This window comes from Streptomyces cylindrosporus (assembly GCF_022698165.1).
Taxonomy (GTDB): Bacteria; Actinomycetota; Actinomycetes; order Streptomycetales; family Streptomycetaceae; genus Streptomyces; species Streptomyces cylindrosporus.
In genome coordinates this window covers 482,000-495,162 of sequence record NZ_JALDAY010000001.1, presented here as the reverse complement: position 1 = coordinate 495,162, position 13,163 = coordinate 482,000, and the positions used below count along the sequence as shown (strand labels likewise).

Genomic DNA, 13,163 nt, shown 5'->3' with positions numbered 1-13,163 from the left:
GCCATGTCCCTGTGGCCCGTGTACACCGGCGGGAACGAGCCGCACGACGGCATCGACGACCTGCCCGCGCCGCCACCCTGGCGTGCCTTCGACGGTGGCCCGGTGCTGGACACCCCCGCCGAGGAGGACGACACCTCGGCCACGTCAGCGGACCGCAGGCACCGCGCCCGCACCTACCAGGCGACGGACGACGCAGTCCAGCTCGTCAACTCCGCGCTGTACCTGCGCCGCCCGCTGCTCGTGACCGGGCCGCCGGGCAGCGGCAAGTCGAGCCTGGCCTACGCGGTGGCCCGGGAGCTGCGCCTCGGCCCGGTACTGCGCTGGAACGTCACCAGCCGTACCACGCTCCACGACGGCCTCTACCAGTACGACCCGCTGTCGCGTCTGTACGCGGCCGGGCGTGCCGCCGCGCAGAGTGCCCCGGCGGACGGCGGCCTCCAGGACCATCTACGCCTGGGGCCGCTGGGCACGGCCCTGCTGCCGTACGCCCGCCCGCGCGCCCTGCTCATCGACGAGATCGACAAGAGCGACCTGGACCTGCCCAACGACCTCCTCAACGTGCTGGAAGAGGGGCAGTTCGAGATCCCCGAGCTGGTTCGCACGGCCCGTCACGCTCCCACGGCGGAGGTGATGGTCGACGGCACGGACGAGCGGGTGGCGGTGGCGCGGGGCCGGGTCCGCTGCCGGGCGTTCCCGTTCGTGGTGCTGACGAGCAACGGCGAGCGAGAGTTCCCGCCCGCTTTCCTGCGCCGCTGTGTGCGCCTGGAACTCCACCAGCCGCGCGACAGCCTCCTGGAGAACATCGTCCGGGCCCACCTGGGCGAGCCCGACGCGTACGCCCGCGAGCTGATCGACCGCTTCACCGAGCGCGGCCGGAGCGGCGAACTCGCCACTGATCAGCTGCTGAACGCCATCTACCTGACGGGCGCGGCGGGCATCGAAGCCTCGTCTCGGGACGCACTGGCGGAAAAGGTGATGCCGTTCCTGAGCGGGAACCAGGACGAGCCGGATGCCTTCTGACCCGAGAGAAATCGGTGGCTCCCGGGGTGACCCGACGGGGGTGGCTCGACTCGCCGGCCTGATCGCGCGAGTCAGCGGCGGCGGGCAGCCCACGTCGGTTGAGCTGGCCGAGGTGCTGTGGCTGGCCCGCCATGTCGTGGGCCCGGACGGCATTCGCCCCGCGCGTCCGTCTCCATGCCTGGACCCCGGTGTGGCCGGCCCCCCGGAGCCACTGGCTCCTTCACCGGCCCCGTCCCCTCCTCCGCCTCCCCCTGCCGCCCCCGCGGCCCGGTCTTCGGACCACTCCGACGGGCGTGTTCCTCTGCGCCTCCCCGCCACTGCCTCCGGCAACGACCAGGACCCGACCGGTGCCGCCCTTCTCGCTCCGGCGCCGCTGATGCTGCCCCACCCGCTCGCCCTGCAGCGCACCCTGCGCCCTCTCAAACGGCGGGTTCCCGCCCCAGTCGGCCAGGAGCTGGACGAAGAGGCGACCGCCCACCGCATCGCCCGGCTCGGAGCGGCACCCCAGTGGTGGCTACCGGTCCTACGCCCCGCCACCGAACGCTGGCTCACCCTGCACCTCGTCCACGACTGCGGTCCCACCATGCCCGTGTGGCGCCCCCTGGTCCGCGAGCTGAACACGGCCCTGGCCCAGGCGGGCGTCTTCCGCACCGTGGAACTGCACCGCCTGGCCCCCGACGGCACCGTTCACCGGGCCGGCTCGCCGGAACCGCACAGCGACGGCCGTACGGTGACGTTGCTGGTCAGCGACTGCATGGGCCCGCAGTGGCGGGAGGGCCCGGCGGGCTCCCGCTGGTACCGCACCCTGCGGCGCTGGGCCACGCGGATGCCGGTCGCGGTACTCCAGCCGCTCCCGGAGCGCCTGTGGCGGACCACCGCCCTGCCCACTGGCACCGCCCGCATCGCCGCTCCGTCACCGGCGGCGCCCAACTCGGCGTACACCGTGGACTCGTACGCCATGGACGACCTGGCCGCGCCGGTCCTGCCCCTTCCGGTGCTGGAGCCCTCCCCCGCCTGGCTCACCAACTGGGCGGAGCTGGTGTCGAACAGGGTAAAGGCCCAACTCACCGGTTCGGTGGGCCTGCTGGCCCCCTCTCCGCCACCTGCCCCGCTGGACGACGACGGGCTGGGCGACGTGGAACGCCTCTCGGCCGAGGAGCTGGTCCTGCGTTTCCGCTCCCTCGCCTCCCCCCAGGCCTTCCGGCTGGCGGGCCATCTCGCCGTCGGGCGGCCCGAGTTGCCGGTGATGCGCCTGGTTCAGGCGGCCATCGAGGTGAATCCACGGCCGCAGCACCTGGCCGAGGTCATCCTCAGCGGCTTCCTCAGGTCCACCGACGGTCCACCGGGCGCGTACGCGTTCCGCCCCGGTGTGCGCGAGGTGCTGCTGCGCACTCTCCCGCACACCGCTCGCTCCCGGACGACCGAACTCGTGGCCCGCGCAGGCGCTTTGATCGACGCCCGGGCCGGTGTCGCCCCCGGCGAGATCCCGGTGGTCGCTCCCGGGGAGGAGGGCGTTTCGGGGTCCGGGGAGCCGATCGCCCAGGTGCTGGAGGAGAGCGTGACCCGGCTCGGGGGGACGGTGTCGTACCGCGGCCGGGTGGTCGCGGGGCGGTACCGGCTGTTGGAGCGGCTCGGCTACAGCACCCGGATCTGGCGGGCCGAGGACACCCGCTCCGGCGGGCCGGTGGCCGTACACCTGCACCCAGAGGACCCGTCCCCGCACCAGGGCTTCCTGGAGGAGGCGGAAACCCTGGCCGGACTGGCCGGTCATCCGAACCTGCCGCGTGTCCTGGACTTCGGCGTGGACGGTGAAACGCCCTACCTGGTCGTGGACTTCACGCCAGGGATCACTGTCACGGAGCTGATCGAGGGCAGCGGCCCCAAGCTGCCGCACCCGCTCCTGGGTATCCTGGCCCGGCAGACCGCGGCAGGGCTGGCGGCCCTGCACGGGGCCGGGCTGGTGCGCGGCCGGGCAGGGGCGAACGGGCTGCTGATCCGGCCGGACGGCACGGTCGTACTCAGCCGGATCGCGTTGGGCGAGGAAGCGCGCCGACACTCGGTGAACACCGACATCCTCGTGCTGGGGACCTTCCTGAAGGACTCGCTGTGGGACGAGCACCGGCAGGTACTTCACGAGTATCTGTCGCTCACCGACGAGGTGCTGCCCGCCATGGCATCCCACGAGGCCGCGACCCAACGATGGGCCATGAACCGGCTGTTGTCGCAGGACTACGAGTGGCTGCTCCACCCGTCCCTGCCCGGCTACAGCGTGCTGGGCCCGCTACGACTGCCGTCCCGGCCGGTGTCGTCGCCTCCCGGACCGCTCGCCCAGGCCCTAGCCTGCATGCTGCTCCTGCACCCGGGCCGCCGGCTGCCCCATGCCGACATCGCGGCCGGCCTGCGGATCGATCCGCTGCCTCCGGCCGACCTCACCGAAGCGCTCCGCGCGCCGGCTCGGGAACTGGCGAACGCCCTCGGTCCGGGCACGCTGGCCGAACTCCCTGACGGTTACGCGTTGTTCACGGGCCCTGGCACCGTCGACCTGTTCCAGTGCGAGGAACTCCTGGCGCAGGCACAGGCACTCCGCGAGAGCGGGGAGCTCCAGGAAGCCCGTGTCCGAGTCGTGCAAGCCCTGAGCCTCTGGTACGGCGACCCCCTGGATGGGATCCCGGGCCCCGCCGCGGAAGCCGCGCGCTCCCGCATACTCGACCTCCGTCTGACTCTGTACGCCCTCCGCGCCGACCTCGGTCTGCAACTGGACGACGTCGCACAGACCAGATCCGACCTCCAAGCCATCCTCCAGGAGCACCCCGGACACGAGGAACTGCAGCAGCTCCACCTCCGGGCGGTACGGGCCATGGTCCCCGAGACGGCCGCCGAGTCGGAGCCGTACGGGCCGGTGATCGTCATCGAGGCGAACGACCTGAGCGACGGGCGGGCGCGCGAGGCCATCGGTGACGGGGCCTCCCAACTGCTGTCCGGCAAAGGCATCTTCCCGGACCAGTACGAGATGACCGCCCGGCCCGACGGATACCTCGTGCGCACGGATCCCGGGACCGACCTGCTACCGGTGCTGGCCGAGGCGCGCAGCCACTTCTTCGGCATCCTCGCAGACCTCGGCACCTCGAACCCGCCCCGGTTGCAGGTGACGTTCTGGCACACCGCGGAGACCGCCGCGCCCGGCCTGAGAACCGTCCTGGAGCGTGTGCCGGACTCCGCGGACCTGGTGGTCGCCGTCTCCCCCCGGTTGTACGAGGAGTACGTGAACCGCCCCGGCGGCCCGGACGACTCCTTCGTGCCCCTGCTCGACCAACCCGACGGCCCACCCGTCTGCTGGTACCAGCAGCTGCGTTTCCCCACCCCTGATCCTGGAACCCGCGACCTGGTCCGCGGCCCCTTCCTCGCCCACCCCGGCCGGCTTCCCGTCCCCGACCCCGAGCCCGGCCGCACCGCCGTCGTCCTCTCCTCCCCCGGTGCGCCACTCACGCTCTTCAACCCGAACGACCCGGTCGGCAAGCGGCCTTCGCAAGGGGTGGGGTACTACGAGGTCGACCTCACGCCCCACCGCAGCAGCTCCGAGGTCGCGCTCCCCAGCTCGGGCAGAGGAGCGTTCCCCGCAACGGTCGAACTGACCTGGCAGGTGAGCGACCCGATCGCCTTCATACGCGGTGACCGGACCCACCTGGCGACCCTCCTCCTCGACCACTTCCTGGACAAGGCCCGCCGCATCACCCGCCGCTACTCCCTCCAGCGCGCGGGTGCCGCCCAGCAGGCGTTGCGCCAAGGGTTCGGCAGATCTCCGGTGCCGGGGCTGTCGGTGACGTATTCGGTACGGCTGACGCCGGAAGAGCCGTCGGCGGCGGATCCGTTCGCCGGTTTCGTGTTCCAGTCACCACGCACGCTGCTGGACGAGGCGAACACCGTGCTTCTCGGCTTCGACGGCCCGTTGACCAGCTTGTTCTCCCAGGCTTCCGCATACACGGCGGTGCTCGACCTGGTGTCCGTCGTCGCAGACCACGTCGGCCGCCGGGTGCTGGACTCGTACGATCACCCGCTGGACGTGCTGCGGGCCTTCGCCGGCACCGATGTCGCCCAGGCTGTGCGGACACGCCTCGACCAGCTCGAACTGGACGCCGCAAACAGTGCCACCCAGACGTCCTACGCCCCCACCCTCGTCGTCGCCCTGAAGACCTCAGGCCGTGAGGTTCAGGTGGTCACGGACGTGTCGGAAAAGGCCGTGCGGCGCTGTCTGAGCCGCCTCTCCCTGATTGTCTCGGTGGACGGCGTGCACGGCCGCCGCGACGAGCTGGACCGGCTGATGCCGGATCCGGACTGTCTGCGGCGTGCGCTGCGGGCGTCGGCCATGCGGGATCCGCGGGGCGTGATGATCGGAACCTCCGTCGCGGAGCGGGACGCAGCGCTCGAACTCGGGATTCCGTTCATCGGCTACGCGCCCTCGCTTGCCGACAAGGACCGTCTCCGGGCCGCTGGTTGCGACGTGACAGTCCGTTCGCTCATGGAGCTGGCCGACGCGGCGAACACTATCCGGCCCTGGCCAGGACGGAACTAACACGTTCCTTATAACAGACATAAGCCTCAAAACCCCCCATTCAGCGGCACCCCACCCGGCCCCCTCCAAGCGGCGCCCCCTCCCCCACCCCCGCACGATTCCAGTGAGGCCCGCCACCCGTGGGCCCCACGGAATCGAGGCCGGCCGCCCCGGCGGCCCCCACGGTCTGCGCTCTCGGGAGGACCCTGCCATGACCGCCAGTCTGGAGCAGTTGCGCCGCTGCCATTTCGCCGTCGACCTGGGGGCCGCCCGGACCCGCGTCTATGTGAAGGGCGCCGGACTCGTCGTCGACCAGCCCTCCGTCGCCGCCGTGAACACCCGTACCGGCGCCCTCATCGCCGTCGGCGAGTTCGCGGAGAAGATGACGGGACGTACTCCCGACTACATCCGGGTCATGCGGCCCGTCTCCGGCGGCACCGTCGTCGACATCGAGATGGCCCAGCGGATGCTCCGGCACCTGCTCGGCGACAAGATCCGGCGGACCCTGCGGCGCAAGCCGCGGCTGCGTGCCGCCGCCTGCACCCCGCACGACGCCGACCCGCTCGCCCAGCGCGCCGCCATCGAGACGCTGGTGGGGCTCGGCGCCCGGCGCGTGGAGCTGGTCGACACGCTCATCGCCGCCGCCGTGGGGTGCGGGCTGCCCGTGGAGCGGCCCGAGGCCACCATGATCATGGTGTGCGGGGCCGCCGCCACCCAGGTCGCCGTGCTGTCGCTCGGCTCCATCGTCACCGCCGAGCGGATCCCCGTGGGCGGCGAGGCCGTCGACCACGCGATCGTCCAACACCTGCGCCACGAGCACGAGTTGATGCTGCCGAGTCAGTCCGTACGGCCCCTCCAGCTCGCCCTCTCCGGCAACGGGCTCACCCCGCAGGGGCCCGCCTCGACCGAGATCCACGGACGGGACGTCGCCACCGGCCTCGCCCGTTCCGTACAGGTCGACACAGCCGCCGTACGGGACGCCATCGAGACCCCGCTGACCGCCGTGCTCGACGGGATCGGGCGCGTGCTGCGCAACTGCCCGCCCGACCTGGTCGCCGACCTCGCCGACCGCGGCATCATGATGGTCGGGGGCTCGGCCCTGCTTCCCGGCCTCGACCAGATGCTGCGCGCCGCAACCGGCATGCCCGTCCACATCGCCGAGCGGCCGGACGTGTGCGCCGTGCAGGGCCTCGGCTACATGCTGGAGGGCAGGATCGAGCCGCTGGTGCTCGACCCGCTGGCCACCTGAACACTCGTAGCGCCGCGGTATGTCCGACCCCCTCCCGCCCCTCCTCGAAGCCGTCCTCGCCGTCGGCACCGACCTTGAACTGCGCACCACCCTCCAGCACATCGTGGACAGCGCCGCCGAGCTCACCGGCGCTCGGTACGCGGCCCTCGGCACCCGGGACCCGGGCCAGGACGGGCTGTTGGAGATCCGCACCGCCTCGGCCGCGCCGCGGACCCCGGACGTCCTCGGCGTGCCGATCCGGGTGCAGGACGAGGAGTTCGGCGACCTCTACCTCGCGGGCAAGGACGACGGCTCCCCCTTCACCGCCGAGGACGAACAACTGTTGCACGTCCTCGCCGTGCAGGCCGGCATCGCGATCGGCAACGCCCGGCTGTACGAGGCGGCCCGGCAGCGCGAGCGCTGGATCGAGGGGGCCGCCGCCGTCACCACCGCGCTGCTCACCGGCGAGCGGGCCGCCGACGCGCTGATGACGGTCGCCGAGCGCGCCCGCGTCCTCGCCGACGCCGCCGCGGGCGTCATCCTCCAGCGCACCGCCGAGGGCGGCATGGAGATCGTGACGGCCTCGACGTACGAGGACCCGGGCGACATCGTGGGGACCACCATCCAGCCCGGCAGTCCCGTGCTCGTCCAACTGCTGGGCGGCGAGCCCGTGTTCATCGACGACTCGGCGACCGACCCGAGGATGACGACTCATGTACGGCACCGGTTCGGGCCCAGCATGATGCTGCCGTTGCAGGCCGAGGGCCGGCTCATCGGCACCCTCGCGCTCCCCCGCCGGCGCGGTGACCGCCCGTACACGCCGGTCGAACGGCTGCTGGCCACCCAGTTCGCCTCCCAGGCCGCGCTCGCCCTGGTCCTCGCCGACGCCCAGCACAGCCGCGAGCGCCTCGCCGTCCTCGAGGACCGCGACCGCATCGCCCGCGACCTGCACGACCTCGTCGTCCAACGGCTGTTCGCCACCGGGATGATGCTGGAGTCCACCCAGCGCCGCGGCGCCGGCACCGACGTCCACGACACCCTCGGCAAGGCCGTCGACGAACTCCAGTCGACCATCCAGGAAGTGCGTACGACGATCTTCGCCCTGCAACAGCCACCGGCCGAGGCCCCAACGACCCTCCGCGGCAAGGTACTTCGGGAGACGGCCGCCGCTGCGGCCCTCCTCGGCCTCAAACCGTCCACCCACTTCACCGGCGCGGTCGACAGCCGCGTCCCGGACCGGACGGCCGCCCAGCTCCTCACCGCCCTGCGCCGCGCCCTCACCACCACCTGCCGCCGCCCGAGCGTCTCCCGCGTCGAGGTCACGGTCGACGCGACGGCGAGCCTGCCGGACGGGCGGGAGGGCGTACGGTTGACCGTGCACGACGACGGGGTGACGGAGGACGGGAGCACGGGGACGACCGTGACCTGGCAGGCGCCCCTGTGATCCGCGCCGGCCCCGGGCAGCGTCTAGGTTGAGGAGAACCGACGACGAAGGGACGTACCCGTGCCGCGTACGGACGTGCCCCGCCCGGCCGAACCCACCCGGATCGGCGTCACCGGCCACCGCGTGCTGCCCGCCGCCGTGCTTCCGCCCGTGCGCGAGGGCATGCGCAAGCTGCTGAGCGGCGCCGGCATGGAGGCGCTGACCAGCCTCGCCGCCGGGGCCGACCAGCTGTTCGCGGACATCGCGCTGGACGAGGGGGTGCCGGTCACGGCCGTGATCCCCGGCATGGACCATGAGGCCCATCTGGGCGACGAGTCGGACCGGGCGTCGTACCGCAGACTCCTGGGCGCCTGCCGGCGGCGCGTCGACCTGCCCGCCGAGCCGACCCACGAGGAGGCGTACTACGCGGCCGGGCAGTGGATCGTCGATCACGCCGACCGGCTGGTGGCCGTGTGGGACGGGCGCCCGGCGCGGGGGCACGGGGGCACCGGTGACGTGGTGGCGTACGCCCGGCGTACGGGGGTGCCGGTCACGGTGCTGTGGCAGCCGGGGGTGCGGCGGACGTGAGGTGAGGTGAGGTTCAGTCTTGTGACGGCTCGTCAACTGCCGAACCTGGCAAGCCAGTCCGTGTGCTGCGGTGACACCAGCCGCTCCGCCTCCGCCACCGCCTCGGCCCAGCCCTCCTCCGTGACCGTCGTGCTCATCGCGATCCGCAGGGTGTCCAGGTCCTGTTCCACGAGGGAGTGCGCGTACGTCAGCGGCCGGTGCCGGCGTACCTCCTGCCACGCCACACCGGCCGCCGCGGCCGCGCTGAGCAGGCCGGTGAGATCCCAGCCGATCACACCGGCCGCGCGTAACACCGCGGCGACGAGGGCGAAGAGGGTGAGGGCGGCGGTGACCGCCGACCAGTTCGCCGACGCGCGGTGCGCCTGGGCCGCCCTGTTGCGGTACCAGATGAACTGCTCCAGGACGCGGTCGCGCAGATAGATGTCGCGTCGCGCCTCGAAGGGCTTGGCCCGGACGCGGCGCATGGCGGGGGTTATCTGTCCGGCGCCGCGGGTCGCGGAGCCGCCCCGGGAGTCCTCCCAGCCGACTTTCCGCAACTCCCGCAGCCGCTCCTCCAGGCGTTCCGCGAAGAGCGCGTCGGGGTCCCGTACGCCGGTGCGGAACGGGCCGCCGTGCACCATGTACTGCCAGGCCAGCGACTTCAGCAGCTCGGCGGCGGCGCGGTGGGCCTGCCAGTGGGCGCGGGCGCGGCGGCGGGAGGTGTGGAGGCCGAGGGCGATCGCGAGACCGTAGAGCGCGGCGGCGAAGGCGGAGGCCACGCGGCTGTGCAGGCGCTCGGCGAGGGTCGCCGCGCCGGTGGCGGCGAGCAGCACGGTCAGCTGCGTACGCACCACACGGAAGGACTCCGTCTGGCTCGCCATGGCACGCCGGTCGCTCGTCCGGTACAGCGGCGGCAGATCGGCTTCGTTCAGGGTGGTACTGGGCCCGGGAGTCCCCCGCATTGCACACCTCACCCAGGTAGCGGACGATATTCGAAAAGAAGTCAATAGTTCGAGTCGATAGTGGCGTCTCGACAGTGACAGGAAAGCCCGAAGTGCGAAGTGACATTCGTCCGCGCAACCGTTACGCTCCGCGCGCAGGAGAAAGTCTCGAACGAGAAGTGGGGCAGCTGACCGTGAACCTCTCCGTGACGCCGATGAAACGTCGTAGCGTCACCCCCCAGTCGGCACACGGGCAGCATGTGCCCCTCTGGGCCATCGACCCGTCCGGAATCGCCGCCACGCGTTCGACCGCACGCGTGACCGACATTCCCGGGAAGCGCCCCACCCGGCCGATCACCTTCGACTCCGCGATCTGACAAATCCACGCACACCACCCCTGATGGGCCGTCAACCCCTTGATCGACAAGGGAGTTGACGGCCCATCGGCCTGGCCGGAGGCCCTAGAGTGTGGTAAGTGACGGATTCCTCCATCCAGCAAGTGGTCCTCAAAATTCACAGCAGATGCGATCTCGCCTGCGACCACTGCTATGTGTACGAGCACGCGGACCAGAGCTGGCGTGCGCGCCCCGTGCGCATTTCGGAGGAAACCGTCGAACTGGTCGCCCGGCGGCTCGCCGACTATGCGCACAGCAGAGGCCTGGATTCCGTTTCCGTGATTCTGCACGGCGGAGAGCCGCTTCTGGTGGGCCCCGCGCAGCTGCGCCGCATCTGCGCCGAACTGACCCGGACACTTTCCCCGGTCACCACCCTTGACCTGCGCATTCACACCAACGGCGTGACGCTGAACGCGGCTCATCTGGAGGTCTTCAGGGAATTCGGCGTCAAGGTGAGCATCTCCCTGGACGGCGACCAGGCCGCGAACGACCGGCATCGCCTCGACCGTCGGGGCCGCAGCAGTCACGAGCGGGTGCTGCGGGCGATCGGGTTACTGCGCAGACCCGAGAACCGCCACCTGTGGAGCGGCCTGCTCTGCACGGTGGACGTGGCCAATGACCCGGTCGCGGTGCACGACGCCCTCACGGCCCTCGATCCGCCCCGGATCGACTATCTGCTGCCACATTCCACCTGGGAGCACCCACCGCCGTCCGGGCCCTCCTCCTCGCCGACGCCGTACGCCGACTGGCTGCTGGCCGTCTTCGACCGCTGGGAGCGGCAGGGGCGGCGGGTCCCGGTGCGGACCTTCGACTCGGTACTCAGCACGCTCCGTGGCGGCCCCAGCCTGACCGAGGCGATGGGGCTGGCGCCGAGCGATCTCGCGGTCGTCGAGACCGACGGCAGCTTCGAGCAGGCGGACTCGCTGAAGACGGCCTTCGCCGGGGCGCCGGCCACCGGTTACCACGTCCGCGACCACGGTTTCGCGGAGTTCGCCGAGCATCCGGGCGTACGGGCCCGGCAGTCGGGCGTGCTGGGGGTGAGCGAGACCTGCCGGAGCTGTCCGGTGCTGGAGTCGTGCGGCGGTGGTCTGTACGCGCACCGGTACAGCCCCGAGCGGGGCTTCGACAATCCCTCGGTGTTCTGTCGCGATCTGCGTGCGCTGGTCGAGGGCGTCGCCGAGCGGGTCACCGACCACTCGCTGTCGGCCGCGGTGTGCGGTCCCGTCCAGTTGCGGTTCGCCCAGGTGGAGCTGGACCGGCTGCTGCTCGCCCGGGTGCACGCGGAACTGGCCGGGGATCCGGCGGCAGACCTGGCGTGGCGGCTCCTTGGGCGGCTGGACGCCGAGCCGGCCGCGCAGAGCCGGCTGAACGCGCTGCTCACCCATCCGTATCTGCGGACCTCGCTGCTGAGCTCGTTGCGCGGCCCCGTCGACACCCCGCGGTTCCTCTCGGTGGCCGCGGCCGCGGCGGTCCACGCCGGAGCGGAGGTGAGCCTGGCATGGGAGCAGCCGGGGCGGCGGCTGTACCTGCCGACGCTGGGGACGCTGTCGCTGTCGAAGCCGGGGCGGGTCGAGGTCGAGGTCGGGGCCGACGGCTTCCGGGTGTGGGACGGCACCGGGCGGGTGTCGCTGCCGTCGGCCCGGCCCGCCGAGTGGCGGCCGCTGGCGACCGTGGCCGTCGAGGGCGGGCCCGAACTGCTCGTCGACGACGCGGACCCGTACCGGGAGTGCTTCCCGGCGGAGGCCACCCCACCGTTGGAGCCCGCCGACCTCGCCCTGTTCCGCAAGCGTCTGCTGCGCACCGCCGAACTGCTGGAGGAACGCTTTCCCGCCTGGCGCGACGGGCCGTACGCGGGCACGGTCACCACGATCACCCCGCTGGTGGCGGGCGCGGGGGTGCGGCCGGGTGCCGACCACGGTCTGGGCGCGCTCGGGGTGGCCGTCGACGTGGAGCCCGAGGAGCTGGTGCTCGCGCTGCCGGGGCTCGCGCGCCGCGCCCGGCTCACGGCGCTGCGGCAGACCGCCGACCTGAACGCGCCGGGCAGCGCGGCCGGGCTGTTCCTGGACCGCGTCGGCGAACTCCTCGGCGCCGGCGACCACGAGGCCGCCGCCCGTGCCCTCACCGCGCTCACCCTGCGCCCGGAGCACGAACTCACCGCGACCGGCGCCGTGTTGGCGGCGCAGATGTGGAACGAGTGGGCGCAGGGCCGTGGTTGAGGACGAGCTCGGGAGGCTGCTGCGCGCGATGGGCGTCCGGCCCGGCGGTGTCCTCATGGTGCACGCCTCCCTCGGCGGGAGTGGCGCGCATCCGCGGCGCGTCCTGGGCGTCCTGCTGGATGTGCTCGGGCCCGAGGGGACGCTGGTGGTGCCCGCGTTCACCCCGGAGAACTCCGACACCTCGCGGGCGCACAAGGCCCTCACGGCAGGGATGAGCGAGCAGGAGGTGCGTGCCTTCCGGGCCGCGATGCCGCCCTTCGATCCGGAGTTCACACCCTGCCCGACGATGGGCGCGCTCGCCGAGGCCGTACGGACCGCTCCCGGCGCCGTGCGCAGCGCCCATCCGCAGACCTCGTTCGCCGGACTCGGGCCGCTGGCCAAGGAGTTGACGGCTGATCACCATCCGCACTGCCACCTCGGCGAGCTCTCGCCGCTCGCCCGGCTGTACGCCGAGGACGCCCAAGTCCTGTTGCTACGCGTGGGGTTCGAGGTGTGCAGTGCCTTCCATCTCGCCGAGTACCGGCTGCCTCCGCCGCTGCCCCGGCGCACCTACCGGTGCGTGGTCGACGAGCCGGGCGGCTGGGTGTCGTACGAGGATCTGGCGCTGGATGACGGTGACTTCGCGGTGATCGGGGCGCGGCTGCCGCGGGGGTTGCTGGTGGAGCGGGAGTGGGGAGGCCGGGCGGCCGTTCTCTTCCGTATGCGTGCCGCCGTCGACGACGCCGTGGGCCAGATGGCCCGATATCGCCTTGGAATGGCGTGAAACAAACGAACGGGACGGGGTGGAGATCGGGCACATTGTTGGTTCCGGTCAGGTGACTTCG

The 13,163-nt window shown here is 72.2% G+C and carries 9 protein-coding genes; 8 read left to right on the top strand and 1 reads right to left on the bottom strand.

The features are described 5' to 3' along the window. Positions 1-3 precede the first annotated feature (3 nt). The 5 genes from MQP27_RS02080 to MQP27_RS02060 all read left to right on the top strand — a co-directional run bounded on the left by MQP27_RS02080 (position 4) and on the right by MQP27_RS02060 (position 8,808). Positions 4-1,020 carry an AAA family ATPase gene (locus MQP27_RS02080; protein WP_242760132.1) on the top strand — a complete coding sequence of 339 codons (1,017 nt, stop codon included), beginning with the start codon at positions 4-6 and terminating at the stop codon, positions 1,018-1,020. Continuing rightward, positions 1,010-5,590: an SAV_2336 N-terminal domain-related protein gene (locus MQP27_RS02075; RefSeq protein WP_278195547.1), complete on the top strand. Its 4,581-nt coding sequence runs from the start codon at positions 1,010-1,012 to the stop codon at positions 5,588-5,590. The genes MQP27_RS02080 and MQP27_RS02075 overlap by 11 nt, the downstream gene beginning before the upstream one ends. Positions 5,591-5,780: 190 nt before the next feature. Continuing rightward, positions 5,781-6,818, top strand: a complete 1,038-nt coding sequence (locus tag MQP27_RS02070; protein WP_242760122.1) for a rod shape-determining protein — start codon at positions 5,781-5,783, stop codon at positions 6,816-6,818. Positions 6,819-6,837: 19 nt separating this feature from the next. Beyond that, entirely contained in the window at positions 6,838-8,241 is a 1,404-nt protein-coding gene (locus tag MQP27_RS02065; RefSeq protein ID WP_242760120.1) for a GAF domain-containing protein, read from the top strand. Between the two features lie 60 nt (positions 8,242-8,301). Beyond that, positions 8,302-8,808, top strand: a complete 507-nt coding sequence (locus tag MQP27_RS02060; RefSeq protein WP_242760112.1) for a hypothetical protein — start codon at positions 8,302-8,304, stop codon at positions 8,806-8,808. 32 nt (positions 8,809-8,840) lie between these two features. Here MQP27_RS02060 and MQP27_RS02055 read toward each other — a convergent pair whose 3' ends face one another. Further along, complete coding sequence (locus MQP27_RS02055; RefSeq protein ID WP_242760110.1) at positions 8,841-9,749, bottom strand: DUF4231 domain-containing protein; 909 nt, start codon at positions 9,747-9,749, stop codon at positions 8,841-8,843. A 194-nt stretch (positions 9,750-9,943) separates the two neighbouring features. On the opposite strand from MQP27_RS02055, the gene MQP27_RS02050 reads away from it, so the two are divergent. From MQP27_RS02050 to MQP27_RS02040, 3 genes are all read left to right on the top strand, one after another. Next, positions 9,944-10,105 (top strand): hypothetical protein, encoded by a 162-nt coding sequence (locus MQP27_RS02050; protein ID WP_242760108.1) that lies wholly within the window; start codon positions 9,944-9,946, stop codon positions 10,103-10,105. A gap of 98 nt (positions 10,106-10,203) precedes the next feature. Next, positions 10,204-12,339, top strand: a complete 2,136-nt coding sequence (gene fxsBH / locus MQP27_RS02045) for a radical SAM/SPASM protein FxsBH, inactivated beta-hydroxylase extension form (RefSeq protein ID WP_242760100.1) — start codon at positions 10,204-10,206, stop codon at positions 12,337-12,339. 55 nt (positions 12,340-12,394) lie between these two features. Continuing rightward, a complete protein-coding gene (locus MQP27_RS02040) occupies positions 12,395-13,102 on the top strand; it encodes an AAC(3) family N-acetyltransferase (RefSeq protein ID WP_242761335.1) in 708 nt (235 codons plus the stop codon). Positions 13,103-13,163 lie beyond the last annotated feature (61 nt).